We start from the raw sequence: 24,521 nt of genomic DNA on the forward strand, positions 1-24,521 counted from the left end.
CTCCTTACTGGACCGATTGTGCGGCGGTATTCGTCGACGGCGTGGCCGGCTTGCTCACGGGACCGGCATGCGCGGGCACGTCGCGCGCGCTCGCCAGTTCTGCCGACATGTGACGCTCGGCGAGCAGCTTCAGGCCGAGCGTGACGAGCGCGAGCAACGCGAGCAGCGACGCCACGGCGAAGGCCGCCGAAAAGTTATATTCGTTGTAGAGAATCTCGACGTGCAGCGGCATCGTGTCCGTCTGTCCGCGAATGTGGCCCGACACCACCGACACCGCGCCGAACTCGCCCATCGCGCGCGCGTTACACAGGATCACGCCATACAGCAGACCCCATTTGACGTTCGGCAGCGTGACGCGCCGGAAAATCTGCCAGCCCGACGCGCCGAGCACGTGCGCGGCTTCTTCTTCATCGTTGCCTTGCGCCTGCATCAGCGGAATCAGCTCGCGCGCGACGAACGGGAACGTGACGAAGATCGTCGCGAGCACGATGCCCGGCACCGCGAAGATGATCTGCACGTTGTGATCGGCGAGCCACGGTCCGAACCAGCCTTGCGCGCCGAACATCAGCACGTAGATCAGGCCGGAGATCACGGGCGACACCGAGAACGGCAGGTCGATCAGCGTCGTCAGCAGCGCCTTGCCGCGGAACTCGAACTTCGCGATACACCACGATGCCGCGAGACCGAACACGAGGTTGAGCGGCACGGCAATCGCTGCCGTCAAGAGCGTCAGCTTGATCGCCGACACAGCATCGGGATCCGCGAGCGACTCGAAGTAGTACGCAACGCCCTTGCTGAACGCCTGATAAAACACGGCAACGAGGGGCAGCGCGAGAAACAGCGCGAGAAACAGCAGCGCGATGCCCGTCAGAATCCAGCGCACGACGCGCGGCTCCGTTACCGGATCGGGACGGCGCACAGTGTTGGCGTTGCCCGCGCCCGAGCTGGAAAGCACTACGGAATCCTGGCTCATTGCGCACCTCCCGTCAGCGCAGCCGACGACACAACCGGCACGGTAGGCGCCGTGCGGCCGCGGGTCGTGCGCCGCTGCAGATACCACTGGAGTGTGTTGATCAGCAGCAGCATCAGGAACGACACCACCAGCATCACGACAGCCAGCGCCGTTGCGCCCGCGTAATCGTATTGCTCGAGCTTCGTGATGATGAGCAGCGACGTGATCTCCGACTTCATCGGCACGTTGCCCGCGATGAAGATCACCGAGCCGTATTCGCCCAACGCGCGCGCGAACGCCAATGCAAAACCCGTCAGCAGCGCGGGAAATACAGAGGGAAACACGACGCGCCGGAACGTCAGCCAGCGCGACGCACCCAGGCACGCAGCCGCCTCTTCCTGCTCGCGCTCGAACTCTTCGAGCACGGGCTGCACGGTCCGCACGACGAACGGCAAGCCGATGAAGGTCAGCGCAACCAGCACGCCCGCCGGCGTGAACGCGATCTTGATGCCGAGCGGTTCGAGAAACTGGCCGACCCAGCCATTGCCCGAATAGATCGCCGCGAGCGAGATGCCCGCCACCGATGTGGGCAGCGCAAACGGCAGATCGACGACGGCGTCGATGATGCGCTTGAACGGAAACTTGTAGCGCACCAGCACCCACGCGACCAGAAAGCCGAACACCGCGTTGATCAGCGCGCCGCCGAGCGCCGAGAAGAACGTCAGCCGGTACGACGCGAGCACGCGCGGCGACGTAACGGCGCGCACGAACTGGCTCCAGTCCAGCGTCGCCGTCTTGAGAAAAGTGGCCGCGAGCGGAATCAGCACCACGAGGCTCAGATACGCCAGCGTGATGCCGAGCGTCAGGCCGAAGCCGGGTATCGCGCTCGGCTTGCGAAAGGTCAACGTCGTCATGCGAAAGCTCTTTCAGGTTTTATGCGTTGCAACGCGTGCCGTCGCACCATTGCCGAAAGCGCGCCCGAGGGCGCGCCTTTGTTCAAACATTGCCGCTGCGTGGTTTCACTGCGGCTGGTAAATCGAATCGAACACGCCGCCATCGGCAAAGTGCGTCTTCTGCGCGTTCGTCCAGCCGCCGAACGAGTCGTCGACCGTGTACAGCTTCAGCTTCGGAAACTTCTCGGTGAGCGCGGCCGGCACCTTGCTCGAACGCGGACGGTAGAAGTTCTTCGCGGCGATCTCCTGACCTTCCTCGCTATAGAGGAAGTTCAGATACGCGTCGGCGAGCTTGCGCGAGCCGTGCTTGTCGACCACCTTGTCCACCACGGCGACGGGCGGCTCGGCCAGAATGCTCGCCGACGGCACGACGATCTCGAACTTGTCGGTGCCGAATTCCTTCACCGACAGGAACGCCTCGTTTTCCCATGCGATCAGCACGTCGCCGATACCACGCTGCACGAAGCTCGTCGTCGCGCCGCGCGCGCCGGAGTCGAGCACGCCCGCGTTCTTATACAGCTTCGACACGAATTCCTTGGCCTTCTGGTCGTTGCCGCCCGGCAGATGCGACGCGTACGCCCATGCCGCCAGATAGTTCCAGCGCGCGCCGCCCGAGGTCTTCGGGTTCGGCGTCACGATCGACACACCCGGCTTCACCAGATCGTCCCAGTCCTTGATGTGCTTCGGGTTGCCCTTGCGCACGAGAAACACGATCGTCGACGTGTACGGCGATGCGTTGTCGGGCAGGCGCTTCTGCCAGTCCTTGTTGATGAGGCCCTTGTTGGCAAGCGCGTCGATGTCATAAGCGAGTGCGAGCGTCACGACATCGGCTTGCAGGCCGTCGAGCACCGAACGCGCCTGCGCGCCCGAGCCGCCGTGCGACTGCTTGAAGGTGACCGTCTCGCCCGTCTTCGCCTTCCATTCCTTGCCGAAGGCCTGATTGACGTCCTGATACAGCTCGCGGGTCGGATCGTAGGAAACATTCAGCAGCGTGGTGTCCGCATGCGCCTGCGCGATCATCCCGACCGCCGACGCCGCGCCCAGCGCGAGCGCCGCGACCAATCGCTTCGCGCTGCCGCGCTTTGCCTTTGCTCCTGCCAACCCCGTGATCCGAATACCCATCGACCTTCTCCGTCTTGTTGGTGTGACTGCCTGTTTTCCGCTGATTGCCGCGATTCGCTGCTGCGCAAGCGGCAAGCGCCTCTGCCGCTGCGTGGGCGTTGCTGCTGCATCAATGGAGGCCAGTCTATCCGGGCAGCTTCATCATTAAAAATAATGTTTCTTCATTTTTTAATACGCAATAGTGGTAAAGGAATGGTTTGCATCCGCGAGCGCGTCCGTAGCGCCGTTTCAGCGTCGCCTTTCGACGTTCACACGACACCCGCCGCGACGAACTTAAAGTAAAGCTTGAAATGCGCCGGATACTGTATAAAAATACAGTCACCTGTCTATCCATACAGTGGCGCCATGACCAAACTCACCGCACGTCAGCAACAGGTTTTCGAACTGATCCGCCGCGCTATCGAGCGCACGGGCTTCCCGCCCACGCGGGCCGAGATCGCGGCCGAACTCGGCTTCAGCTCGGCGAACTCGGCGGAAGAACACCTGAGGGCGCTGGCGCGCAAGGGCGTGATCGAGCTGGCGGCGGGCGCGTCGCGCGGCATCCGCCTGCTTGCGGGCCAGGACGATTCCCCGCACCAGCTCACGCTGCCGCACGCAAGCATCATGCAGCTGTCGCTGCCGCTCGTAGGCCGCGTGGCAGCCGGTAGCCCGATCCTCGCGCAAGAACATATCTCGCAGACTTACACGTGCGACCCGTCGCTGTTCTCGAGCAAGCCCGACTACCTGCTGAAGGTGCGCGGCCTGTCGATGCGCGACGCGGGCATCTTCGACGGCGACCTGCTCGCCGTGCAGAAGAAGAGCGAAGCGAAAGATGGCCAGATCATCATCGCGCGTCTGGGTGACGACGTGACCGTGAAGCGCCTGAAGCGCCGGCCCAACGGCATCGAACTGATCGCCGAGAACCCCGATTACGAAAACATTTTTGTTCAGGCCGGTAGCGCGGAGTTCGCGCTGGAAGGCATCGCGGTCGGGCTGATCCGGCCGACGGAATTCTAATTAGCTGAACACTGTCTGGAGAGACTCATGGAACGCCTTGCCCGCTTGCTGCCCTTTCGCCAGTTCGGTCGTCTGCGCCATCTGCGCGAGCTCGTCCCTTGTGGTTCGCTGACGGCGCTTGCGTCGAACGTCGCGGGTCGCACGGCATCGCTGTTCGATGAAGAACCTCAACCGCTGCCGTCCGCGCAACCGGCGTTCGCGCGCGTGTCGCTGAACTCGGGTCTCAACGCGGAACCGGCGCGGCGCGCGCCCGTGCGGGTCTATCACGGGTCATCGCGACTCATCATGGTCGGCACGGTGGACGCCGTGTGCAACATGATCGATCGCGCGATTGCCGAGCAAGGCGATCAACTGACGCAGCAGGCAGCGTGAGCGCGCCACATGCGCTTGATATCGACGCTTAGAAACGCTTGCTTGCAAACTTGTGGGATCGTTTCGGTGCCGATCAGGTCCACACCTGATCGATATTGAAAACGGAGCGTTCCGCACAATGGCAGGTTTGGTAAGGATGAAAGGCCGGGTTGGCCGGCCACTTCTGATCGCGCTGATTGTGATCGTCGTCGTGGCTGCGCTGGGTTACGCGTACGCATCGCCGTATATCGCGCTCGACCGGCTCAAACGCGCCGCCGATTCCCGCGATGTGGAAACGGTCAACGCGTACGTCGATTACCCGGCGCTACGCGACAGCCTCAAGCTACAGGTCACGGGATTGCTGACGCGCAGGCTCGACGTGCAGCACAACGGCAATCCGCTTGCCGCCATCGGCGCGATGATCGGCGTTGCATTGATTGGTCCGCTCGTCGATGCCTATGCGACGCCGGATGGAGTCGCCGCGTTGCTCAACGGTATTCCGCCGCGCGGCGAACCGGGCGAGCGCCCGCCTCCTCCGCCCGCTGCTCGAGCGGACAATCCGGCGCCCAACTCGCCACCAACACTGGCGCCCGCATCTAGCCAGGCTAACGCCAATAGCAACACGCCGCCGCAGCCGCCGCAAACCACGGCGGGATATCGCGGTGTCAATGAGTTCGTTGTGAGCTATCAGCACGGTGTCGGCGACACGCGCTATGCGGCGATCTTTCGTAGGCAGGGGCTTTTCACGTGGAAGCTGTCAGCCGTCGATCTAAACGGCTGACGCTTCTTCACAACACGTGCGCCAGATGGCGGCTGCCTCACGCAGCCGCCTGCTCCTCTTCAGCCGCCGACGAGCACGCGACCAGAATGCTGCACGACACGCGGTCCAGCAGCGGCGTATTGCCCGCGCCCATCCACCAGCGCGACAGTCCCGTGCGGCAACGATGCCCGACCACAACGAGATCGACGTGCAACTCGGTCGCCAGCGACGCGATTTCGTCGATGGGATGACCAAACGCGAAATGCCCCGTCGCCTTCACGCCACGTTCCGTGAGCCAGTCGACGCCTTCCTGAAGGATTTCACGCGCGGTCTTTTCGAAGCTGCCGCATGCGACGTCCGTCAGCAGGCCTGCGCTTTGCGCAATGCTCGAACGCATGTCGACGACCGACAGCAAATGCGTCTCCGCGCCCAGATCGAGCGCCAGATTCGCGCCGCAACGCAATGCCTTGCGGCCTTCACGCGAGCCGTCATAGCACAGCAGAATCTTGTTGTAGCTCGCCATTTTGCTTCCCCCATGCCCGCGACTATCGCGGTCTCATCTGAATCATGGTGCGCCGCAATTCGACATGCAAGGGATGGAAAACGCTAAGTGCGGTGGCCCGCGCAGTGCGCCATGACGCGGTGCAAGATCGTGCATACGATCCGCCAGCGATGCGTATCCATGCGCCAAACGCGGCACGCACGATGCCCTAAAATAGGCAGCCGTCTCGCGCTTTGCACCGGCCACGCACCTATTCAGGGAACATCCGTCTTCATATGTCTGAAGCTGCAATCGAATTTCATCAGGTCGAGAAGCGCTACGGCGAGAAAACTGTCGTCGACGGCTTGTCGTTTCATGTGCGCAAGGGCGAATGTTTCGGGCTGCTCGGTCCCAATGGCGCGGGCAAGACCACGACGCTGCGCATGCTGCTCGGCATTGCGGCACCCGATGCAGGCAGCATCCGTCTGTGCGGCGAACCGATTCCAATACGCTCGCGCTTCGCGCGGGCGCGTGTCGGCGTCGTGCCGCAGTTCGACAATCTCGATCCTGATTTCACGGTCCGCGAAAACCTGCTCGTGTTCGGCCGCTACTTCGGCCTGTCCGGCGCGCAGTGTCGCGCGATGGTGCCGACGCTGCTCGAATTCGCGCGGCTCGAAAGCAAGGCCGATGCGCGCGTCGGCGAGCTGTCGGGCGGGATGAAGCGGCGGCTCACGCTCGCACGCGCGCTCATCAACGACCCTGACGTGCTCATCATGGACGAGCCGACGACAGGCCTCGATCCGCAGGCGCGCCATCTGATTTGGGAACGGCTGCGCTCGTTGCTCGCGCGCGGCAAGACGATTCTGCTGACCACGCACTTCATGGAAGAAGCCGAGCGCCTGTGTCACCGGCTGTGCGTGATCGAGGAAGGACGCAAGATCGCGGAAGGTGCGCCGAATGAATTGATCGCTTCGGAAATAGGCTGCGACGTGATCGAAGTGTACGGCCCCGATCCCGCGACGCTGCGCGACGAACTGGCGCCGCTGTCGGTGCGCACCGAGATCAGCGGCGAGACGCTCTTCTGTTATGTCGACGATCCGCAACCCGTTCACGCGCGGCTGAAGCAGCGCGCGGGGTTGCGTTATCTGCACCGGCCGGCGAATCTCGAAGACGTGTTTCTGCGTCTGACGGGCCGCGAAATGCAAGACTGACGGGCACACAACCATTCGCCACCGACATCCAAGGCGCACCGAACACATGGACTTACGCACCTACGACACCCCCGAGCACGCCGCGTCACGCGAGCGGTTCGCCGCGTTGCCCGCGAACGCCGTCAACTGGATTGCCGTCTGGCGGCGCAACTATCTGGTGTGGCGCAAGCTCGCGCTCGCGTCGATGTTCGGCAATCTCGCCGATCCGATGATCTATCTGTTTGGGCTCGGCTTCGGCCTCGGGCTGATGGTCGGACATGTCGACGGCGTCTCGTACATCTCGTTCCTCGCCGCGGGCACGGTGGCGTCGAGCGTGATGATGTCGGCGAGTTTCGAGTCGATGTATTCGGGCTTTTCGCGGATGCACGTACAGCGCACCTGGGAGGCGATCATGCACACGCCGCTCACGCTCGGCGACATCGTCCTCGGCGAAGTCGTGTGGGCGGGCAGCAAGGCTGTGCTGTCGGGCGCCGCCATTATGGTCGTGGCGGGCGCGCTCGGTTATGCGAGCTTTCCGTCGATGCTCATCGCGCTGCCCGTCATCGTACTGGCGGGGCTTGCGTTTGCGAGCACGGCGATGATCGTGACGGCGCTCGCGCCCTCGTACGATTTCTTCATGTTCTATCAGACGCTGGTGCTCACGCCGATGCTGCTGCTTTCGGGCGTGTTCTTTCCGCTGTCGCAATTGCCACCTGCGGCGCAGTTCGCCGCGCAACTGCTGCCGCTCGCCCACACCGTCGACCTGATCCGTCCGGCGCTTCTCGACCGCCCGATGAACGACGCAGCGCTCCACGTGGCCGTGCTGGCCGCGTATGTGGTGGTGCCGTTCTGCATATCGGCGGTGCTGTTCCGCCGCCGCATGATGCGCTGAGGGCGCCGCGCGCAGGTTCATGCGCGGCGGCGCCCTCAAGCTGATTCAATCAGATCACTCTTCGTCGTCCGACCACGGCACGTCGACGTCGGAGATGAACTCGACCGTCGCGAATGGCCCGCCTTCCTGGCGGCCGATCTTGCCGTCCGCGCGATGCCATTCGACTCGGAACATCGTGCCCGGATCATCGGAGCGCAAACGGATCGTGCGCAACTCTTCCGGGTCGGCTTCCTCGACGGGGCCATCGAGCGAAACGAGCAGCGCCTGCGGCCACATGCCGTCGACGGGATCATAAATGCGGTCGCCATCGGGAATCGACGTATGCGCTTCGACGCCGATCGTCGCCGATGCGTCAATGATCATCTTGCCCAATGCGCGCAGCACGGCTGTGGCGCGTGCCGAGTTGGCCTGACGGATAGCGAGATCCCCGCGGGTCAGCGCCTGCTCGAGTTTCGGATTGGTCTTTTGTTGGGCCATGCGATGTCCTGAATTTAACTGGTTGGCGCTTGCACGCCGTTTTGTGCAGCTGAATGATTCGTCCTGCCTTGCGCCGCGTTGGCGGCATGAACGGCCGCCATCGTAGCATTTGCATCCGTCCGGCTGCGTCTTGCAGTGCAACAAGGCCAGCCCCATGCCACCCGGCGACGCATGCGATCACGCGCTTGCCTCCCCAGTTTAGGACGAGATTCGCCGCCGCGACGCCGCGTTTTATTACGGTCGCCTGTTACGGGTGCTTGCTCAGAAGCCGAGCGCCACGGCCAGCAGCCCAGCCAGCACGCCGAACGCGACCACGCCGACGGCGACGACGCTCAGCACGCGCGGCCGGAACGAGCGTGCGAGCATCGCGAGCGACGGCACGCTGATGGGCGGCAGCGTCAGCAGCAGCGCGCCCGCCGGGCCGACGCCCATGCCGAGCGACAGCATCGCCTGAACGATGGGCACCTCGCCCGCCGTCGGGATCACGAACAGCATGCCCGCGACGGCCAGTGCCACGATCCATACGATGTCGTTGCCGATCTCCGGCCCGACTTGCGGAAAGAGCCACGCGCGCGCCGCGCCGAGCAGCAGGACCAGCACGATGTATTCCGGCACGAGGCGCACGGCCATCCGCGCGAAGATCGACAGCCAGCGCGCGAACGGATTGCCGTCACGCTGCTCGCCGACCAGTTCGACAAGGCGCGCGTCGGCCGCTTGCGCTTCTGTGGGTGTCACGAGCCGGTTCGCCAGATAGCCGAGGCCGAACACCATCGCGATGCCGAGCACGAGCCGCAGCCCGGCCCAGTGCCAGCCGAGCACGAAGCCCATGAACACGAGCGTCGCGGGATTGAGGACCGAGTTGCCGAGCCAGAATGCGATCGCGCCGCCCGGCGAAGCCTGCCGCGCCCGCAGTCCGGCGACGACGGGCGCCGCGCAGCACGTACACATCATTCCCGGCAGCGCAAGCAGGCCGCCCGCCGCGACACTGCCGAAGCCCGTCTTGCCGAGCAGCCGCGCGACCCAGTGCGCGGGTAGCAGGGCCTGCACCGCCGAGCCGAGCAGCAGGCCGAGCACCATCGCCTGCCAGATCGCCTTGCCGTACGCGAGCGCGTAGGCCAGCGCCGCGCTCCACGACGGCGCGGGCGGGCTCGACGCCTTGCCCATCAGGATCGACGCGCCGATCGAATGCGTCGATGCCGCCGTGAATGCGCGGTTGTAATACGGAAACCATTTGACGTAGAAAAGCCCCGCGATAGCGAGCAGCACGAAAATCGGCCAGGTCGAGGCGGCGGACGAAGTGGTGGGACGCGTAGCGTTCATCGTCGTGGGGGTCGGTCGTTGTGTTGTTGACTACGTTGCCGTTCGTGCGGCACGCACGGGTTCGCGCGCCGGCTGGGCTGCCGCATCGGCACGCGGCAACGGCCACTCTACACGGATCGAACGGGATCGTAAAAAGTGGGGGCGAAAGCGGCGCGGCGGGTGGCTTTTACCCGCGCCCGCGTGCTGTTGAACGTGACGTCGGGTGCGTTCGCGCACTTGCCGCCAGCGCACCGCGACATAGGCGTCGCGGCGCGCGGCGTGCCGCTCAGGGCGCGGGGTTCGGCTGCAGTTCGTGCAGCGCGTCGATTTCCGCAAGCGCTTCCGGCGACAGCTTCACATTGGCGCTCGCGATGTTCTCTTTCAGCTGATCGAGCGACGTCGCGCCGATCAGATTGCTCGTCAGGAACGGCCGGCTGTTGACGAACGCGAGCGCGAACTGCGCGGGCGACAGGCCGTGGCGCTTCGCCAGCTCGACGTAACGCGTCGTCGCCTGCACGGCTTGCGGCTTGCTGTAGCGCTGGAAGCGCTCGAACAGCGTGATGCGCGCGCCCGCCGGACGCGCGCCGCCTTCGTACTTGCCCGACAGCCAGCCGAACGCGAGCGGCGAATACGCGAGCAGCCCGACATGCTCGCGATGTGAGAACTCGGACAGCCCCGCTTCGAATGTGCGGTTCAGCAGGCTATACGGATTCTGGATCGATACGATGCGCGGCAAGCCGAGCTTCTCCGACGCGCGCAGAAATTGCGCGACGCCCCAAGGCGTTTCGTTCGACACGCCGATATGACGCACCTTCCCTTCCTTCACGAAATCCGCGAGCACGCTGAGCGTCTCTTCGATGGGCACCGTGTACGCATCGTCGATCCACGGATACGCCGGGCGGCCGAACGTCATCGTGCTGCGATCGGGCCAGTGCAACTGGTACAGATCGACGTAGTCAGTTTGCAGACGCTTGAGACTGTCGTTCAGCGCCTCGGTGAGATTCTTGCGGTCGTACTGGTTGCCCTCGCCGCGAATGTGACGCGGGTTGTGCGGCTGACGCGCGGGACCCGCGATCTTCGTCGCGAGTACGATCTTGTCGCGCATACTGCGATGCTGCGCCATCCATGTGCCGATGTAGCGTTCCGTCAAGCCCTGCGTCTCCGGGCGCGGCGGCACCGGGTACATCTCGGCGGCATCGATCAGCGTGACGCCCTGGTCGAGCGCGTAATCGATCTGTTGGTGCGCGTCGCGCTCCGTGTTCTGCTCGCCCCACGTCATCGTGCCGAGACCGATCAGGCTGACCTTCACATCCGTATCGCCGAGTCTGCGGTATTCCATCGCCTGGTTCCTGTTCGTGTTTTTGCGGGTGATAAATCGGTAAAACGCGAAATTACCATGTCCGCGCAAACCGCGTGCGTGGCTAGAATAGCGGCTGGCCGCGCCGGGACCTGGACGGTTTCGATGCGCTTACAACGTTCGGAGAATCATGTCGATGTCAGATGCGCCGTCCACGTCATCCGTCCCGTCGAATGGACGGCAGTCGCTGATCGTGACGCTCGTGGCCGCGGCGTTTTTCATGGAGAACCTCGACGGCACGATCATCGCGACCGCGCTGCCGCAGATGGCGCAGTCGTTCAACGTGCATGCCGTCGATCTCTCCATCGGCATCACGTCGTATCTGCTGACGCTCGCCGTCTTCATCCCGATCAGCGGCTGGGCCGCCGACCGCTTCGGCGTACGCAACGTGTTTACGGCCGCGCTTGCGGTGTTCACGGCGTCGTCGGTTGTATGTGGGATGACGAACGGGCTCGTCGAGTTCACGGCGGCGCGCATCGTGCAGGGTATCGGCGGCGCGATGATGGTGCCCGTCGGGCGCCTCGCCGTGCTGCGCGCGACGCCCAAGGACGGCCTGATGCGAGCGATCTCGATCATCACGTGGCCCGGGCTCGTCGCGCCCGTGCTCGGACCGCCGCTGGGCGGCTTCATCACGACGTACTCGTCGTGGCGCTGGATCTTCTATCTGAATGTGCCGCTTGGCATTCTCGGCATCGTGCTCGCGTGGCGCTTCATCAGCGCGGAAGGCGAATCGCAGAAGCGTCCGTTCGACGGTATCGGCTTCGCGCTGTGCGGCATCGCGGGCACGGCCATCATGTATGCGATGGAACTGCTCGGACGCTCGGATGCGCCGTGGCGCGAAGCGCTCGCGTTCCTCGCGGGTGGCGTCGCTGCGGGCATCGGCGCCCTCTTTCATCTGCGCCGCAGCGCGCATCCTGTGGTCGATCTGTCGGCGTTTCGCGTGAAGACGTTTGCTGTCGCGATGGGTGGCGGCTCGCTGTTCCGCGTGTCGATCAGCGCTGTGCCGTTTCTGCTGCCGCTGATGTTCCAGCTCGGCTTCGGCATGAACGCGTTCCATTCGGGGCTGCTGACGCTCATCGTGTTCGCCGGCAACCTGTCGATGAAGCTCGTGACGACGCCCGTGATGCGGCGCTTCGGCTTTCGTCCGGTGTTGCTCGTAAATGGCGCGCTCGCTGCGATCAGCATTGCGGCGATGAGCCTGCTGACGGCTTCGACGCCGCTCGTCCCGATGGCTATCGTGCTGTTTGCGAGCGGCCTGTCGCGCTCGTTGCAGTTCACGGCCGTCAATACACTCGCGTTCGCCGATGTGCCGAAGCCGCAGATGAGCGGCGCATCGACGTTATCGAGCACACTCTCGCAAATGACAATGGGCATGGGCGTCGCGCTCGGCGCGATTGCGCTGCGGGTTGCAGCATGGTTACATGGGCACGAAGCGCAGTCGGTGACGCCCGCCGATTTCAGCATTGCTTTCCTGCTGGTGGCGGCTGTCGGACTAGTAGCGATCGTCGATGTGTTCGGGCTCGAACGTGATGCGGGCGCGCATGTGAGCGGGCATCATCGGCGGAAACGGGTTTGAGATGCCCGGCGCTGAACAGGTGGACTTGAAATGAATGTCGAACAGTTTGAATTGCTCGTGACGCGTACGATGCCTTACGGCAAATACAAAGGGCGCGTGATCGCCGATCTGCCGGGACATTATCTGAACTGGTTTGCGCGCGAAGGGTTTCCGCCTGGTGAGATCGGCAGGCTGCTCGCGTTGATGCATGAGATCGATCACAACGGCTTGAAGGAGTTGCTGAAGCCGTTGAGGAAGGGGTGAATCTGCGGTTGGCCTGATGCGCGCGCGTTCGATTCTTTGAACGACAGCGCGTTGCAAGTCACGGACGCCAAAACAAAAACGGCATTGCGATTTCTCGCAATGCCGTTTCTGAATTCTTTGGGGTGGCTGATGGGACTCGAACCCACGACGACAGGAATCACAATCCTGGACTCTACCAACTGAGCTACAGCCACCACTGCACTACATCTTCGCCGCCTGCCGCAGAGCGGTGCTCAGCAACGAAGAAGCGAGATTATACAAACACGAACCGTATTTGCAAAGCCCTTTATTCAAAGATTTCGCTGGGTTCGCGCAAATGCTGTCGCGCTTCGTCGAAAATCGCGAGATCGCGCGCCTGGAGCTTCTTGCTGTCCGACAGCACGCGCCGCCACCCGCGCGCACCCGCCACGCCGCGATACAGCCCCAGCGCATGACGCACGATCGCGCCAGGATACGTGCCGCGCGCGATCTCGGCGCGGCAGTATTCGATCAGCTTCGCTTCCGCTTCCTCGCGGGTCGGCGCGGTATCCGTCGAGCCGTAGAAACGCGCGTCGACATCGGCGAGCACATACGGGTTGTGATACGCCTCACGGCCCAGCATCACACCGTCGACGTGCTGCAAGTGTGCTTCGACTTCGTCGAGGGTCTTGATCCCGCCGTTGATGATGATCTCGAGCTGCGGAAAGTCGCGCTTCAATCGATACGCGTAGTCGTACTTGAGCGGGGGAATCTCGCGGTTCTCTTTCGGGCTGAGGCCTTTGAGGATCGCATTGCGCGCATGCACGATGAAGACCTCGCAACCGGCCTCGGCAATCGTGCCGACGAAGTCGCGCACGAATGCATAGTCTTCGACGTCATCGACGCCGATCCGGTGCTTCACCGTCACGGGCACCGACACCACATCGCGCATCGCCTTCACGCAATCGGCGACAAGTTGCGGCTCGTTCATCAGACACGCACCGAATGCGCCGCGCTGCACACGCTCCGACGGGCAGCCGCAATTCAGATTGATCTCGTCGTAGCCCCACTGCTCGCCGAGTTTCGCCGAGCGCGCGAGATCGTCCGGCTCGCTGCCGCCGAGTTGTAGCGCGACGGGCGCTTCGTCGGCGGTAAACGCAAGGTGACGTTCGACGTCGCCGTGAATCAGCGCGCCCGTCGTCACCATCTCCGTATACAACCAGGTGTGCCGCGACAGCGTGCGGTGAAACGAGCGGCAGTGGCGATCAGTCCAGTCCATCATGGGCGCCACGGATACGCGGCGGGGACTGGAAACAGGCTTCGAAGACATGAGGCGGCAGACCAGAAAGAAAAACAGCGTGAATTCAGCCCGCAATTTTACCGCAAGCGCGCCCCGAACCCCTCGTTTTGCGCCGCAACAACCCCGGAAGCCCATGATTTACATAAGGTTTTTCAAGCCGTAACGCCCCGCTTATAGGGGCGCATACGCGGCAAAACCCCGCCCAGCGTGCCTCCCAGCATTGTTTCGAATCTCAGAATAGTAATTTCAAATTATCGGCACAAAAAACCGATAGTAGGGGTATACACTGGCTTCCATCGACGTTGCGAACAGACCGCTGCAAAGCAAAGAGCGCAACGTCTTACTGAATCAAAACATTACGGAGAGTTCACCATGAAGACCAAGCTTATCGCCGCAGTTCTGATCGCCGCTTCCGCTACCCTGGCTGCTCCCGCTTTCGCAAGCGGCTACGGTCCGGCTCCGCACTACAACCCGACGGTTGGCGCACCGGCATCGCAACAAGGCCAGAACACGGAAACGCTGGCAGCTGAAGCGCAACAAGCCAACGCAAACGCGTACGGCGGCGTGCAAAACGGTTCGTCGCAAGCTGGCAAGCATGAGCCCGTGACGGGCCCGGGTTCGGTGTTCTTCGGCCACTAAGCCGAAACAGGACCAGAAGCAAACAGCAGCTTTCGTAGCAGGCAGTACCCAGCAGTATCGAGCAGCACTGGTAGCACGCAGTACTTGCAGTTGCAGTCGTTGTAGAAGTGGCAGCAGGTAATCTTGAAGTTGCAGTTCCAGATGTAGCAGTACCGCAATCAAAGCTTGACCGTAGTAAAGCAGTACCGTTGATGGCGAAGTAGCAGTATCTGGAAGTACCAGTAGTTGGAAGTTGCCGTACCCTGGCAGTACCACGCAGTCTGTTGTTGCAGGTGTAGTTCAGCCGGATGTTCTTCTCAGAGCATCCGGCTTTATTTTTTGCGCTGTGTAAAACGACTATCCGCCTGCGGCCAGCAGTTCGACATCGATGGCTTCGCGCGCTGCCCGGAAGCCCGCTTCGGCCGCCGCGTGCTCCGTCGGCCAGAAGCCGTCGATCGGCACAAGCCGCCAGTCCAGAATCACCGCGTCGTCCTTCAGTATGCGGAAGTGCGCCTTGACGCCCGTCAGCACCTGCTCGACGCAGACCTCCATCTCGAACTCCTTGTAGCGCTCCTGGTAGTCGCCCATGTCGATGCCTTTCGGCTCCATCGCGCGTCCCTCCGTCTCAGGTTTGCTCGTCAGGGTCAGTCGTCGGGCTCAGTCACTGGATCAGTCGCAATCGCCGGACAGATACTTCCTGCCGTCGCAGGTGATTTCGACGCCCGCGCCCTTCCCCGTTTTCGCCACCAGCCCCGCGCCCAGCAATTCTTTCTCGACGACGGGCTCGACGGCAGGCGCCGCCTGCCCGGTTCCGATGTCGTTCAGTTGCCGCAAGGTATCGATTGCACCCGCACTCAAGGACTTCGTCATCGCAGCCTCCACATTCGTTGGCGGCGCGCCGCCCGTATGGCAATGCGCCAGTCGATGCTGAGTTCATGCTAGCACTTCCAGCCAGGATTGCCGGGACGGGACGCGGTGCGCCCCCGCACCCCGCTATCCGAGAAGAAACGGGCGTCCCGCAGGGGCTGGCACGCGCCTAGCGAAAGGAGAGAAAAACCGCAGGGAGAACCCAATGATTGCGACGATGATGAAACTCAGACGTCACGCATGGGCGTCGATAGGAGCCGCCGCCGTGCTGGCGGCATCGGCGGGTGTCGCGCAGTTGGCGTGGGGCCAGACCGTCGCGCCGCAAACGGGCGGCACGCCGATGGTGAAACCGCCGCCCGCGGCGGCCTCGGGCGCGGCGAGCGCGACCAATCCCGACAACATGCCCGTCAAGAAGCCACGCAAGCAGCCCAACGACGACATGTCGGTTCACCCGCCCGCCAGCGCGACGAACGCGAAATAGCGGGCAGCGTGTGAACCTGCGATGCGCGGCGGCTCAGCGACCGCCGCGCATCAAGCGCAAAGCGCGTTACAGGCGCGCAATCGATACCTCCGTCGACTTGACGAGCGCGACCACTTCCGCGCCGACCTTCAGTTCGAGTTCGTCGATCGAGCGCGTCGTGATGACCGACGTGACGACGCCGAACGGCGTATCGACATCGACTTCGGACACGACGGGTCCGCGGATGATTTCCTTCACTTTGCCTTTGAACTGGTTGCGTACGTTAATCGCGGAAATGCTCATATCGGATAGCTCCGGTGGGTCGATGAAAAAGTATCCAGCCAGCGTTCAAACTGCCCAGCGGATATCGCGTGCATGCACGGTGCGGGCATCCTGAGGTGCCGGTTCGTCGGTTACGCGTGTCTTCATCACACGCTGCAACACGCGCTCTTCGAGTTGCGCGAATGCCGCTGTCGCCCGTTCGCGCGGCCGCGCGAGCGGCACGGCTTGATCGAGCGCGATCCTGCCCTCCTCGATCAGCAGAATGCGATCGGCGAGCGCGACGGCTTCCTGCACGTCGTGCGTGACGAGCAGCGCGGTGAAACGGTGCTCACGCCACAAGCGCTCGATCAGCGCGTGCATTTCGATGCGCGTCAACGCGTCTAGCGCGCCGAGCGGCTCGTCGAGCAGCAGCAATTGCGGCCGATGCACGAGCGCGCGCGCCAGCGCGACGCGCTGCCGCTGGCCGCCCGACAGCTGCGCGGGCCAGTCGTTCGCGCGTTCGAGCAAGCCGACTTCGTCGAGCACCGCGCGCGCTTTATCCCGCGATGAACGGCCGAGTCCTAGCATCACGTTCTGCAGCACGGTCTTCCACGGCAGCAAGCGCGCGTCCTGGAACATGATCCGTGTGTCGAAGGGCTGCGAGCCGTCGGCGTGTTTGTCGAGCGTGCCCGAGGTCGGCGCTTCGAGACCCGCGATCAGCCGCAGCAACGTCGACTTGCCGCAGCCGCTGCGTCCGACGATCGACACGAAGCTGCCGCGCTCGATCGACAGATCGAAGTCCGTAAGCACCGCGCGCTCGCCGTAGCGCTTGCCGACGCCGCGCAGTTCGACCGAAATATCATGCTTTTCACGAGCGATCTCGCGCAGCGCGGGTGCTTGCGTCGACACAAGCTCATGCGTGCTCTGCTGCCGAAGCTCGTCTTCGAGATCCGCGCCCGTGATCCCGCCCATCAATACGGACAATGTGCTCGCACTCATGCTTTCGTTCCTCGTTGATACGCGGGATGCCAGCGCAGCGACACGCGCTCCAGACCTTTCGCCAGCATGTCGGCGAGCTTGCCGAGCGCCGCATACAGCAGAATCCCGACCACCACCACATCCGTTTGCAGAAACTCACGCGCGTTCATCGTCATGTAGCCGATGCCCGATTGCGCGGAGATCGTTTCCGCGACGATCAGCGTGACCCACATCAATCCGAACGCGAAACGAACGCCGACAAGAATCGACGGCAGCGCGCCTGGCAGGATCACGTCGCGATACAGCGCGAAACCCTTCACGCCGTAGCTGCGCGCCATTTCGATCAGATTGGCATCGACGGAACGGATGCCGTGGTATGTGTTCACATAGATCGGAAAGAACACGCCCAGCGACACCAGAAACACCTTCGCCTCTTCCTCGATACCGAACCAGAGGATCACGAGCGGAATCATCGCGAGCGCGGGGATGTTGCGGATCATCTGCACGGTCGTGTCGAGCGCGATATCGACGGGCCGGAACAGACCTGTCGCCAGCCCGAGCACGAAGCCGATGCCGCCGCCGATCGCGAAGCCCGACACCGCGCGCCACGTGCTGACCTTGACGTCCGCCCACATTTCGCCCGATTGGATCAGCGACCACGCGGCCTTCACAACGGCGAGCGGCTCGGGCAGCACGCGCGTCGACAGCACGCCGCTGCGCGCAGCGAATTCCCACGCGAGCAGGATCACGAGCGGCACGATCCACGGCGCGAGCCTGAGCGCGAGCGGCCCGAGATTCAGGCGCGCGAGATTGAAACCCGCAGCACGGTTGCCAGAAACAGTCGACATAAACCAGCACTCCTTTCATGAAGCGACGCGTCGTTGCGCATCGCCTCCGGACAACGAATCAGCTTTGCGACGCCTTCGGCGCATAGTTGTTGCCGACGATCTCGCCGAACGGCCCCGACAGCGGAAGGCTGCCGCTCACCGCCGCCTGCTGCCGCCCCGGCAGCAGCGGGAACACAAGTTCTGCGAAGCGATACGACTCTTCGAGGTGCGGATAGCCGGACAGAATGAACGTCTCAATGCCGAGATCCGCGTATTCCTGCATGCGCGCCGCGACCTGCTCCGGGCTGCCGACGAGCGCCGTGCCCGCGCCGCCACGCACGAGCCCCACGCCCGCCCACAGATTCGGATACACCTCGAGATCCTGACGCGAGCCGCGCTTGCCGCCGTGCAGCGCCGCCATGCGCCGCTGGCCTTCCGAATCCATCTTCGAGAACGACGCCTGCGCGCGTGCGACCGTGTCGTCGTCGAGCTTGCTGATGAGCTTGTCGGCGGCTGCCCACGCTTCGTCTTCCGTCTCGCGCACGATCACATGCAGGCGAATGCCGAACTTGATCTTGCGGCCGTGCTGCGCGGCGCGTGCGCGGATGTCGGCGACCTTCTTCGCCACCGCTTCGGGCGGCTCGCCCCACGTCAGATACGTGTCGATGTGCTCGCCCGCCATCTCGTGCGCCGCCGGCGACGAGCCGCCGAACCACAGCGGCGGATGCGGGTCCTGCACGGGCGGATACAGCACCTTGCCGCCCTTCGACGTCAGATGCTTGCCGATGAAATCGAAGCTCTCGCCCTGATGCGCGCTAGTCAGCAGGCCGCGCCAGATGCGCAGGAATTCGTCGGTGATTTCGTAGCGCGTGTCGTGATCGACGAACAGCCCGTCGCCCTCGAGTTCGGCGGCATCGCCGCCCGTCACGACGTTGATCAGCAGACGTCCGCCCGACAGGCGGTCGAAGGTCGAGGCCATGCGCGCCGACAATCCCGGCGACGAGATGCCCGGACGGATCGCGACGAGAAACTTCAGGCGCTTCGTGGCGGGAATCAGGCTCGACGCGACGACCCATGCGTCCTCGCACGAGCGGCCCGTCGGCAGCAGCACGCCCTCGTAGCCGAGCGTATCGGCTGCGACGGCGATCTGTCGGAAATAGTCATAGTCGGCTGCACGCGCGCCTTGCGACGTGCCGAGATAGCGGCTGTCGCCGTGAGTCGGAATGAACCAGAACACATTCATCTGCAGTTCCTGCCTTGTTCGTCTGATGTCTTAGGGATGACGGGATGCGTTGCGTGCCGCCGCATGCGAAAGGCGTGACACGCCCTGCCGCGTACGCGCAGCGCATCGAAAACGGGTGATTGAAGAAGACCGCGTCAGCGGCGACAGCGAGGCGGCCTGCCCGGCAGGCCTGGATCGCGCGCCGCGGACGGCGCAGCCGGGCAAGCGCGAATGGGCATCGGATGGGACATCGCGACGGTTTCTCTCAAGTGAATCGATATGATCGGCGCACGCAACGCGCGGCATCCAATGTGCGCGATGCGTGTCGCGGCGGCGTCGCACTGCTCACGCACGCTTCATGCGTGCTTCATACGTAACGTGCCGCGCCGCCTGCATGGGAAAACAGTCTATGGACCGCGCTCTTTCTTTTGAACGATTTTTTTGAGCTTAGGTTTTCCACTTTCGTGCTTTACCTGACGCTGCAGCATACGTCGCGCACGCGAACCGTCCGCCAGCGCACCTGATCCGCGCCGCGCAACCCATATAATGGCGCTCGTTCCGATCAACCTGCGCGGGCGTTGCGCAAAGTCAATGACGCCCCGCGACTGTCGCTGTCAAGCATGCAAAAAATCATCCTGCCGTTCGTGTCCGGCTTTCTGGCGTCGCTGTTCTTTCATGAGTCGACGCTCGCGCTCCTGCACGCCGCCGGCCTCATCGACCCGACGGGGTTCTCGACCGCGCCGTTCGTGCCCGTCGGGCTGCCCGAGTTCATCGCCAACGCGATCTGGAGTTCGGTGTGGGGCGTGCTGATGGCGTGGCTGTTGCGCGTGTCGCCCGAGCGGCCGGCGCCGTGGGTTCAGGCGTTCGTGTTCGGCGGCATCGTGCTGACGGCGGCGGGCGTGTTCGTCGTCGATCCCCTTCGCGGCATCTGGCCGACGGGCAACATGCTGCCGCGCCTTGCGCTCGGCTTCGCGTCGAATGCGATGTGGGGCTGGGGCGCGCTCGTTTTCATGCGCGCCTTCATGGCGAGCGAGGACTAAGGCGGCCCGCCCGTTCCTTCGTGTTCTGCTTCAGCCCTGCAGGTCGCGCAGCGGATGCTCGTTCGCAGGCCATGGGCTGTTGAACATCTTCTCGACGTCCACGCGCGTCACGTCCTCGATACGCGCAAAGCGCCACTGCGGCTTGTTGTCTTTATCGATGATGCGCGCGCGGATGCCTTCCGGCGCATCGCCGCGTTCGAACGACGAGCGCGTCAGATCCAGATCGCGGCGCAGGCATTCAGCCATCGTGCCTTCGGCGCGCGTGACCACTTCCAATGCAACGGCCATCGACAGCGGCGAGCGCTCGCGCAGCACGGCGCCCGTCTGCTCGGCCCAGTCGGCGTAGTTGCAATCGCCTTCGCGATCGAGCGACTGGATGATCTGCACGATGTCCGGCAGCGCGAAGTGCCGGTCGATCGACGTGCGCGCGTCGGCGAGCGGCGACGTGTCGGGCGTCGGCACGATCTTGTGCGATTGCGCTTCGTGCAGCACGGCCGCGACGACGTCGGCGCCCTGCTCGAATGACTCAGTCTTCAGGCGGTCGATCAGTGAGGGAATCGCCTGATCGGGCAGCCAGGCGTCGGCGAGACCTGCGTAGAGCGCGTCGGCCGGGCCGATCGTCTCGCCCGTCACAGCAAGATAGCGGCCGATCGCGCCCGGCGTGCGCGCGAGAAACCAGCCCGCGCCGACATCGGGAAACAGGCCGATGCGCGATTCCGGCATCGCCATGCGGGTGGTCGACGTCACGACGCGCAAACCGCCCGTGCGATGCGCGCCCTGCGAAATGCCCATGCCGCCGCCCATCACGATGCCGTTCATGAACGCGATGTACGGCTTCGTGTACGTGAAGATAGCGTGGTCGAGCCGGTATTCGTCGATGAAGAACATGTCCACGGCATCGCCGTCGCCACGGCGGAATGATTCATACAGGTAACGGATGTCGCCGCCCGCGCAGAACGCGCGCTCGCTCGTGCTGCGCACGACGACGGCCAGCACGTCGGGATCTTCGCGCCATTCGTCGAGTGCCGCATGCATCGCGCGCATCATGTCCAGCGACAGCGCGTTGAGCGCCTTCGGCCGGTTCAGTTCGATGAAGCCAATCCGATTGGCGACATAGGCGATCAGCTCATCGGAGCCGCGGGGCGATTCGGGTATCGACATGGTGTGGGCGTGAAGCGGTTGAATGGGCATGCGACGCAAACGGTAGCACGCGTATCGGACTTCTTCAGTGAAACCGGCAGGCGTGGATGCGCCGGCGTGGCCTTATGCGGCTTTCGGTTTCGATGACGCGGCACGCCGCGCCTTTGACGGCTTGTCGGCGTGCTGAGTCTGATCGGATGTCGCGCCCTCGCCTGACGCTTGGTCCGAGTTCGTAGCTGTTTTCGCGTCGCCCGCTCCGAACCACGCGACGAGCGCTGCGTCCACCACGGCGTCGAGCGGCGCGCGCGGAAACACGGGGCACGTCAGATGCAATGCGACGATGCCGTGCATCGTCGCCCAGAACGCCTCGGCGCATACCTGGCTATCGGGCGCGTCCGGCAGACGGCCGTCTGTCTTGAGCGCATCGATCGATTCGATCATCAGACGGAAGGCTTTATCGTCTGCATGGTCGGCGTCGCTGCCTTCATCCGCACCCGCCTCGCCGCCGAGCGCGGCGCCCGTATACGACGGGTCTTCCATGAAGATCAGCCGGTACGTTTCCGGATGCGCGACACCGAACGCGACATACGCGCGACCGAACGCCTTGAGCCGTTCGGCGGCATCGGCGATGGCTGTCAACGGCTCAAAACTGGCGAGCAGTTGCGCGTAGCCCTCCGCGCACAGCGCGCGCGCAATCGCGTCGCGGCTTTCGAAATGCAGATACAGCGTGGCCGGCGAGTATTCGATTGCATCGGCGATCTTGCGCATCGACAGCGCGCCAAATCCCTCACGCATGACGATGCGCCGCGCGGCGTCGAGGATGCGCGTGCGCAGTTCCTGTTTCTGACGAGTCTTTCTTTCGGCGATTCCCATGACGCCGATTTTCCGGTTGACAAACTGAAAAGTCAATTTAAACTGAACATCGTTCAGTGAACAGTGTTCAGTAAATTTCTTGCGCTCAGTTTCAACTGATAAAACCGGGCGCCGTCGACGGGAGATGTCATGGAAAACGCAGCACAGATCGGGCTGTTCGGCGCGGCGGGCGCCGCCGGACGCAGCATCGCCCACGCGCTCAGCGCGGCGGGCCGGCGCTATCGGGTGATCGGGCGCGGGCGGCAGGCGCTACAGGCGTCGTTCGGTCACGATCCTCTCGCGGAAGTCGCCACGTGGAATCCGGACGATCCCGCCACGATCGCCGCCGCGGCCGCCGGCTTGCAGACTGCCGTGTATCTCGTCGGTGTGCCGTATCACCAGTTCGAACAGCATCCCGTCCTCATGCAAAAGACGCTCGACGGGCTGCGCGCGGCCGGTGTGCAGCGCCTGATCCTGATCGGCACCGTGTATCCGTACGGGCGCGCGCGCAGCACGTCCGTCACCGAGTCGCATCCGCGCGAGCCGCATACGTTCAAAGGCAAGATGCGGCTCGCGCAGGAAAATCTCGTGATCGACGCGCATGGCCACGACGGGGTCGAAACGCTCGTGCTGCGGCTGCCTGACTTCTATGGTCCGGGCGTCGAGCGCAGCTTCCTGCATGGCGTATTCGAAGGCGCAGCGAAAGGCACACGAGCGCAGATGATCGGCCCGATCGACGTGCCGCATGAATTCGTGTTCATGCCCGATGTGGGGCCCGTTATCGAACGCCTTTCGCGCACGCCTGAAGCATTCGGCCGCGTGCTGCATCTGGCGGGCGCGGGCACCATCACGCAGCGCGAAATCGCCGAGCGCGCCTACGCGCTCGCGCAGCGCGAACCGAAGCTAATGGTGGCGAACAAGACGATGCTGCGCGTCATGGGTCTCTTCAACCCGCTGCTGCGCGAAATGGTCGAAATGCATTACCTGCTGACGGACCCCGTCGTGCTCGACGACTCGGCGCTGACGAAACTGATTGGTCCCGTCAGGAAGACATCGTATGAAGCGGGCATTGCGCAGTCGCTGGCGGCTGCGCAGCGTGCGATGCAACAGGCCGCTGGCGCGCAGGCGGCGTGACGTACGCCGCCTCGCAAACGCTTCGTGAGGTGCGTTTCAGGTACTGGCGAGATTGCCTGGCGGAAAGTGGCCGCTCTTGAGCAGAACCGGCGTGCCATTGCTGATCAGCAGATGTTCGCGCGCGACGGCTTCGATCCGCTCGCGGCCGGCGTCGAATGCGCGGCGCCAGGCGTCGGTGTCGTTCGCGTCGGCGCCGAAATGATCTTCGAGCGCTTCGACGGAAATCGCGCACGGCACCCGTTCACCGTCGACCAGCGCCGGAAACACCAGCGTCAGATTGAAGTCGCGGTAAGCGGGCGCGTCGGCGGGAAAACGAATCTCCATGGTGACCTCATCGGGAAAATCCGGCGTTCCAGGCGAGTGGCCGCATAGGTGCGCGAGAACCGGCATGCGGACGACTGGCCCAATCAGCGGGCTTAATGGTACTCGTAGCGGCATGCGGCGGTCCAGCATCGGGTATGTCGTGTTTTACCGGGCTTGTCAGCGGCACGTCCGTCCCGTCTTATGCGTGTGCTCGACCGCCGCGCGTAAGGCCATGAATCACTCACCGTCAAGCAGCCGATCGACGTACGCCCGGCCCGCCTTCTCGACGAAAATCAGCGCTTCGTCTTCCGACGCGAAGCGATGCTCGTCGCCGATTTCGATCAGCGTTTCGATCCGGTGCGGATCGTCGGGCCCGCGCTCCGACAGACTGACCGCTCCGACATACAGCCCTTCCCGCTCGCCCGCGCGCCGCGCCTGCTCATGCGGCGGCACGAGCCGCGCCGATGCGCTGATGTAATAGCCCCGATAGGGGCCGCTCACCCGCTCTGCCATGTTCACCTCTCGTTCGATGTTGCTGCAATGGAATCGACAGCACGCGGCACGCCACGTGCGATACACGGTAAGTCTGCCCGCCGCGCGATAAGTTCTGCGCGGCCCTCCCAACGCGCGCGCACGGGCGCGCCGCCTGCAATTTCCGGACGAGAACCGACGATATGGGAAAATATTCGCTTCAAGAGCGCGAGATCGCTGAACCGGACGCGGCCAACGCGTGGTTCGCCTACGCGGAAAGTCACGGCATCGACATTCCGAAGGCGATCAGCATCTGGGAGGACGCGGCGATGGAAGAAGGCGCCGAAAGCCGGCGCCTCGTCGGGCAGGCTGGCATCCGCATCGACCTGTCCGAAACGGGACACTTGAGCCTCCGGCCGCAAGCCTGAGGTCTCCGACCTC

General features: G+C 63.8%; 30 protein-coding genes and 1 tRNA gene. 12 read left to right on the top strand and 19 right to left on the bottom strand.

The features are described 5' to 3' along the window. Nucleotides 1-4 precede the first annotated feature (4 nt). The 3 genes from cysW to C2L65_RS08870 all read right to left on the bottom strand — a co-directional run bounded on the left by cysW (nt 5) and on the right by C2L65_RS08870 (nt 3,027). On the bottom strand, nt 5-973 hold the full coding sequence (gene cysW, locus C2L65_RS08860) for a sulfate ABC transporter permease subunit CysW (RefSeq protein ID WP_042310146.1): 969 nt from the start codon (nt 971-973) through the stop codon (nt 5-7). Next, entirely contained in the window at nt 970-1,866 is an 897-nt protein-coding gene (gene cysT, locus C2L65_RS08865; RefSeq protein ID WP_007587987.1) for a sulfate ABC transporter permease subunit CysT, read from the bottom strand. Before cysT ends, cysW begins: the two co-directional genes overlap by 4 nt. Before the next feature lie 105 nt (nt 1,867-1,971). After that, entirely contained in the window at nt 1,972-3,027 is a 1,056-nt protein-coding gene (locus tag C2L65_RS08870; protein WP_042310144.1) for a sulfate ABC transporter substrate-binding protein, read from the bottom strand. Between the two features lie 345 nt (nt 3,028-3,372). Here C2L65_RS08870 and lexA point away from each other — a divergent pair, with 345 nt between their 5' ends. From lexA to C2L65_RS08885, 3 genes are all read left to right on the top strand, one after another. Further along, nucleotides 3,373-4,023 carry a transcriptional repressor LexA gene (lexA, locus tag C2L65_RS08875; protein WP_042310142.1) on the top strand — a complete coding sequence of 217 codons (651 nt, stop codon included), beginning with the start codon at nt 3,373-3,375 and terminating at the stop codon, nt 4,021-4,023. A 27-nt stretch (nt 4,024-4,050) separates the two neighbouring features. Beyond that, nucleotides 4,051-4,395, top strand: a complete 345-nt coding sequence (locus C2L65_RS46110; protein ID WP_042310141.1) for a hypothetical protein — start codon at nt 4,051-4,053, stop codon at nt 4,393-4,395. A 118-nt stretch (nt 4,396-4,513) separates the two neighbouring features. Further along, on the top strand, nt 4,514-5,155 hold the full coding sequence (locus tag C2L65_RS08885; protein ID WP_042310139.1) for a DUF2939 domain-containing protein: 642 nt from the start codon (nt 4,514-4,516) through the stop codon (nt 5,153-5,155). Between the two features lie 37 nt (nt 5,156-5,192). Here the strand turns inward: C2L65_RS08885 and C2L65_RS08890 are convergent, their stop codons facing one another. Continuing rightward, on the bottom strand, nt 5,193-5,657 hold the full coding sequence (locus C2L65_RS08890) for a universal stress protein (RefSeq protein WP_042310137.1): 465 nt from the start codon (nt 5,655-5,657) through the stop codon (nt 5,193-5,195). Between the two features lie 254 nt (nt 5,658-5,911). Here C2L65_RS08890 and nodI point away from each other — a divergent pair, with 254 nt between their 5' ends. Continuing rightward, nucleotides 5,912-6,826, top strand: coding sequence for a nodulation factor ABC transporter ATP-binding protein NodI (gene nodI / locus C2L65_RS08895; RefSeq protein WP_042310135.1), 915 nt, complete (start codon nt 5,912-5,914; stop codon nt 6,824-6,826). Between the two features lie 46 nt (nt 6,827-6,872). Beyond that, nucleotides 6,873-7,697: an ABC transporter permease gene (locus C2L65_RS08900; RefSeq protein WP_042310133.1), complete on the top strand. Its 825-nt coding sequence runs from the start codon at nt 6,873-6,875 to the stop codon at nt 7,695-7,697. A 54-nt stretch (nt 7,698-7,751) separates the two neighbouring features. Here the strand turns inward: C2L65_RS08900 and C2L65_RS08905 are convergent, their stop codons facing one another. The 3 genes from C2L65_RS08905 to C2L65_RS08915 all read right to left on the bottom strand — a co-directional run bounded on the left by C2L65_RS08905 (nt 7,752) and on the right by C2L65_RS08915 (nt 10,812). Next, complete coding sequence (locus tag C2L65_RS08905) at nt 7,752-8,174, bottom strand: hypothetical protein (RefSeq protein WP_007588002.1); 423 nt, start codon at nt 8,172-8,174, stop codon at nt 7,752-7,754. A 261-nt stretch (nt 8,175-8,435) separates the two neighbouring features. Further along, nucleotides 8,436-9,494: a permease gene (locus C2L65_RS08910; protein WP_042310131.1), complete on the bottom strand. Its 1,059-nt coding sequence runs from the start codon at nt 9,492-9,494 to the stop codon at nt 8,436-8,438. Between the two features lie 265 nt (nt 9,495-9,759). Further along, nucleotides 9,760-10,812 (bottom strand): NADP(H)-dependent aldo-keto reductase, encoded by a 1,053-nt coding sequence (locus C2L65_RS08915; RefSeq protein WP_042310129.1) that lies wholly within the window; start codon nt 10,810-10,812, stop codon nt 9,760-9,762. Nucleotides 10,813-10,960: 148 nt separating this feature from the next. On the opposite strand from C2L65_RS08915, the gene C2L65_RS08920 reads away from it, so the two are divergent. Continuing rightward, entirely contained in the window at nt 10,961-12,406 is a 1,446-nt protein-coding gene (locus tag C2L65_RS08920; protein WP_042310127.1) for an MFS transporter, read from the top strand. Nucleotides 12,407-12,436: 30 nt separating this feature from the next. Continuing rightward, nucleotides 12,437-12,649 carry a DUF3820 family protein gene (locus tag C2L65_RS08925; protein ID WP_007588014.1) on the top strand — a complete coding sequence of 71 codons (213 nt, stop codon included), beginning with the start codon at nt 12,437-12,439 and terminating at the stop codon, nt 12,647-12,649. Nucleotides 12,650-12,767: 118 nt separating this feature from the next. On the opposite strand, the gene C2L65_RS08930 is transcribed toward C2L65_RS08925, so the two are convergent. Both C2L65_RS08930 and dusA read right to left on the bottom strand, forming a co-directional pair. Then, nucleotides 12,768-12,843, bottom strand: a tRNA-His gene (locus tag C2L65_RS08930). Between the two features lie 92 nt (nt 12,844-12,935). Next, a complete protein-coding gene (gene dusA / locus C2L65_RS08935; RefSeq protein WP_042310125.1) occupies nt 12,936-13,937 on the bottom strand; it encodes a tRNA dihydrouridine(20/20a) synthase DusA in 1,002 nt (333 codons plus the stop codon). Between the two features lie 342 nt (nt 13,938-14,279). On the opposite strand from dusA, the gene C2L65_RS08940 reads away from it, so the two are divergent. After that, nucleotides 14,280-14,546 (top strand): hypothetical protein, encoded by a 267-nt coding sequence (locus C2L65_RS08940; protein ID WP_036004896.1) that lies wholly within the window; start codon nt 14,280-14,282, stop codon nt 14,544-14,546. A 336-nt stretch (nt 14,547-14,882) separates the two neighbouring features. Here the strand turns inward: C2L65_RS08940 and C2L65_RS08945 are convergent, their stop codons facing one another. Both C2L65_RS08945 and C2L65_RS08950 read right to left on the bottom strand, forming a co-directional pair. Next, a complete protein-coding gene (locus tag C2L65_RS08945; RefSeq protein ID WP_042310123.1) occupies nt 14,883-15,134 on the bottom strand; it encodes a hypothetical protein in 252 nt (83 codons plus the stop codon). Between the two features lie 60 nt (nt 15,135-15,194). Next, nucleotides 15,195-15,395, bottom strand: a complete 201-nt coding sequence (locus C2L65_RS08950) for a hypothetical protein (RefSeq protein WP_042310121.1) — start codon at nt 15,393-15,395, stop codon at nt 15,195-15,197. Between the two features lie 214 nt (nt 15,396-15,609). Between C2L65_RS08950 and C2L65_RS08955 the strand changes: the two genes are divergently transcribed. Continuing rightward, on the top strand, nt 15,610-15,873 hold the full coding sequence (locus C2L65_RS08955; RefSeq protein WP_427910140.1) for a hypothetical protein: 264 nt from the start codon (nt 15,610-15,612) through the stop codon (nt 15,871-15,873). A gap of 66 nt (nt 15,874-15,939) precedes the next feature. Here C2L65_RS08955 and C2L65_RS08960 read toward each other — a convergent pair whose 3' ends face one another. Genes C2L65_RS08960 through ssuD form a run of 4 tightly spaced genes read right to left on the bottom strand, consistent with a single transcriptional unit; the run spans nt 15,940 to nt 19,161 of the window. Beyond that, complete coding sequence (locus C2L65_RS08960; RefSeq protein WP_007588023.1) at nt 15,940-16,155, bottom strand: TOBE domain-containing protein; 216 nt, start codon at nt 16,153-16,155, stop codon at nt 15,940-15,942. 45 nt (nt 16,156-16,200) lie between these two features. Continuing rightward, nucleotides 16,201-17,112, bottom strand: coding sequence for an ATP-binding cassette domain-containing protein (locus C2L65_RS08965; protein WP_042310117.1), 912 nt, complete (start codon nt 17,110-17,112; stop codon nt 16,201-16,203). Then, a complete protein-coding gene (gene ssuC / locus C2L65_RS08970; RefSeq protein WP_042310114.1) occupies nt 17,109-17,939 on the bottom strand; it encodes an aliphatic sulfonate ABC transporter permease SsuC in 831 nt (276 codons plus the stop codon). Before ssuC ends, C2L65_RS08965 begins: the two co-directional genes overlap by 4 nt. Before the next feature lie 58 nt (nt 17,940-17,997). Continuing rightward, nucleotides 17,998-19,161 (bottom strand): FMNH2-dependent alkanesulfonate monooxygenase, encoded by a 1,164-nt coding sequence (gene ssuD, locus C2L65_RS08975; RefSeq protein ID WP_042310112.1) that lies wholly within the window; start codon nt 19,159-19,161, stop codon nt 17,998-18,000. Nucleotides 19,162-19,760: 599 nt separating this feature from the next. On the opposite strand from ssuD, the gene C2L65_RS08980 reads away from it, so the two are divergent. Further along, a complete protein-coding gene (locus tag C2L65_RS08980; RefSeq protein ID WP_007588029.1) occupies nt 19,761-20,180 on the top strand; it encodes a hypothetical protein in 420 nt (139 codons plus the stop codon). A 30-nt stretch (nt 20,181-20,210) separates the two neighbouring features. Here C2L65_RS08980 and C2L65_RS08985 read toward each other — a convergent pair whose 3' ends face one another. Next, complete coding sequence (locus tag C2L65_RS08985; protein ID WP_042310110.1) at nt 20,211-21,341, bottom strand: enoyl-CoA hydratase/isomerase family protein; 1,131 nt, start codon at nt 21,339-21,341, stop codon at nt 20,211-20,213. A 102-nt stretch (nt 21,342-21,443) separates the two neighbouring features. Next, complete coding sequence (locus C2L65_RS08990; RefSeq protein WP_042310109.1) at nt 21,444-22,193, bottom strand: TetR/AcrR family transcriptional regulator; 750 nt, start codon at nt 22,191-22,193, stop codon at nt 21,444-21,446. A gap of 129 nt (nt 22,194-22,322) precedes the next feature. Between C2L65_RS08990 and C2L65_RS08995 the strand changes: the two genes are divergently transcribed. Further along, complete coding sequence (locus C2L65_RS08995; protein WP_042310106.1) at nt 22,323-23,306, top strand: NAD-dependent epimerase/dehydratase family protein; 984 nt, start codon at nt 22,323-22,325, stop codon at nt 23,304-23,306. 36 nt (nt 23,307-23,342) lie between these two features. Here the strand turns inward: C2L65_RS08995 and C2L65_RS09000 are convergent, their stop codons facing one another. Together C2L65_RS09000 and C2L65_RS09005 are read right to left on the bottom strand one after the other, a co-directional pair. Next, nucleotides 23,343-23,630 (bottom strand): DUF1488 family protein, encoded by a 288-nt coding sequence (locus C2L65_RS09000; protein WP_007588040.1) that lies wholly within the window; start codon nt 23,628-23,630, stop codon nt 23,343-23,345. 216 nt (nt 23,631-23,846) lie between these two features. Continuing rightward, nucleotides 23,847-24,122, bottom strand: a complete 276-nt coding sequence (locus tag C2L65_RS09005) for a hypothetical protein (RefSeq protein WP_042310105.1) — start codon at nt 24,120-24,122, stop codon at nt 23,847-23,849. Nucleotides 24,123-24,283: 161 nt separating this feature from the next. Here C2L65_RS09005 and C2L65_RS09010 point away from each other — a divergent pair, with 161 nt between their 5' ends. Next, nucleotides 24,284-24,508 carry a hypothetical protein gene (locus C2L65_RS09010; RefSeq protein WP_042310103.1) on the top strand — a complete coding sequence of 75 codons (225 nt, stop codon included), beginning with the start codon at nt 24,284-24,286 and terminating at the stop codon, nt 24,506-24,508. Nucleotides 24,509-24,521: the final 13 nt, after the last annotated feature.

Origin of the sequence: Paraburkholderia terrae (genome assembly GCF_002902925.1) — a bacterium.
Lineage (GTDB): Bacteria > Pseudomonadota > Gammaproteobacteria > Burkholderiales > Burkholderiaceae > Paraburkholderia > Paraburkholderia terrae.

Coding starts and splice junctions, on each gene's coding strand:
- cysW (WP_042310146.1), bottom strand. CDS start 973: ATGAGCCAGGATTCCGTAGTGCTTTCCAGCTCGGGCGCGGGCAACGCC.
- cysT (WP_007587987.1), bottom strand. CDS start 1,866: ATGACGACGTTGACCTTTCGCAAGCCGAGCGCGATACCCGGCTTCGGC.
- C2L65_RS08870 (WP_042310144.1), bottom strand. CDS start 3,027: ATGGGTATTCGGATCACGGGGTTGGCAGGAGCAAAGGCAAAGCGCGGC.
- lexA (WP_042310142.1), top strand. CDS start 3,373: ATGACCAAACTCACCGCACGTCAGCAACAGGTTTTCGAACTGATCCGC.
- C2L65_RS46110 (WP_042310141.1), top strand. CDS start 4,051: ATGGAACGCCTTGCCCGCTTGCTGCCCTTTCGCCAGTTCGGTCGTCTG.
- C2L65_RS08885 (WP_042310139.1), top strand. CDS start 4,514: ATGGCAGGTTTGGTAAGGATGAAAGGCCGGGTTGGCCGGCCACTTCTG.
- C2L65_RS08890 (WP_042310137.1), bottom strand. CDS start 5,657: ATGGCGAGCTACAACAAGATTCTGCTGTGCTATGACGGCTCGCGTGAA.
- nodI (WP_042310135.1), top strand. CDS start 5,912: ATGTCTGAAGCTGCAATCGAATTTCATCAGGTCGAGAAGCGCTACGGC.
- C2L65_RS08900 (WP_042310133.1), top strand. CDS start 6,873: ATGGACTTACGCACCTACGACACCCCCGAGCACGCCGCGTCACGCGAG.
- C2L65_RS08905 (WP_007588002.1), bottom strand. CDS start 8,174: ATGGCCCAACAAAAGACCAATCCGAAACTCGAGCAGGCGCTGACCCGC.
- C2L65_RS08910 (WP_042310131.1), bottom strand. CDS start 9,494: ATGAACGCTACGCGTCCCACCACTTCGTCCGCCGCCTCGACCTGGCCG.
- C2L65_RS08915 (WP_042310129.1), bottom strand. CDS start 10,812: ATGGAATACCGCAGACTCGGCGATACGGATGTGAAGGTCAGCCTGATC.
- C2L65_RS08920 (WP_042310127.1), top strand. CDS start 10,961: ATGTCGATGTCAGATGCGCCGTCCACGTCATCCGTCCCGTCGAATGGA.
- C2L65_RS08925 (WP_007588014.1), top strand. CDS start 12,437: ATGAATGTCGAACAGTTTGAATTGCTCGTGACGCGTACGATGCCTTAC.
- dusA (WP_042310125.1), bottom strand. CDS start 13,937: ATGTCTTCGAAGCCTGTTTCCAGTCCCCGCCGCGTATCCGTGGCGCCC.
- C2L65_RS08940 (WP_036004896.1), top strand. CDS start 14,280: ATGAAGACCAAGCTTATCGCCGCAGTTCTGATCGCCGCTTCCGCTACC.
- C2L65_RS08945 (WP_042310123.1), bottom strand. CDS start 15,134: ATGGAGCCGAAAGGCATCGACATGGGCGACTACCAGGAGCGCTACAAG.
- C2L65_RS08950 (WP_042310121.1), bottom strand. CDS start 15,395: ATGACGAAGTCCTTGAGTGCGGGTGCAATCGATACCTTGCGGCAACTG.
- C2L65_RS08955 (WP_427910140.1), top strand. CDS start 15,610: ATGATGAAACTCAGACGTCACGCATGGGCGTCGATAGGAGCCGCCGCC.
- C2L65_RS08960 (WP_007588023.1), bottom strand. CDS start 16,155: ATGAGCATTTCCGCGATTAACGTACGCAACCAGTTCAAAGGCAAAGTG.
- C2L65_RS08965 (WP_042310117.1), bottom strand. CDS start 17,112: ATGAGTGCGAGCACATTGTCCGTATTGATGGGCGGGATCACGGGCGCG.
- ssuC (WP_042310114.1), bottom strand. CDS start 17,939: ATGTCGACTGTTTCTGGCAACCGTGCTGCGGGTTTCAATCTCGCGCGC.
- ssuD (WP_042310112.1), bottom strand. CDS start 19,161: ATGAATGTGTTCTGGTTCATTCCGACTCACGGCGACAGCCGCTATCTC.
- C2L65_RS08980 (WP_007588029.1), top strand. CDS start 19,761: ATGCAAAAAATCATCCTGCCGTTCGTGTCCGGCTTTCTGGCGTCGCTG.
- C2L65_RS08985 (WP_042310110.1), bottom strand. CDS start 21,341: ATGTCGATACCCGAATCGCCCCGCGGCTCCGATGAGCTGATCGCCTAT.
- C2L65_RS08990 (WP_042310109.1), bottom strand. CDS start 22,193: ATGGGAATCGCCGAAAGAAAGACTCGTCAGAAACAGGAACTGCGCACG.
- C2L65_RS08995 (WP_042310106.1), top strand. CDS start 22,323: ATGGAAAACGCAGCACAGATCGGGCTGTTCGGCGCGGCGGGCGCCGCC.
- C2L65_RS09000 (WP_007588040.1), bottom strand. CDS start 23,630: ATGGAGATTCGTTTTCCCGCCGACGCGCCCGCTTACCGCGACTTCAAT.
- C2L65_RS09005 (WP_042310105.1), bottom strand. CDS start 24,122: ATGGCAGAGCGGGTGAGCGGCCCCTATCGGGGCTATTACATCAGCGCA.
- C2L65_RS09010 (WP_042310103.1), top strand. CDS start 24,284: ATGGGAAAATATTCGCTTCAAGAGCGCGAGATCGCTGAACCGGACGCG.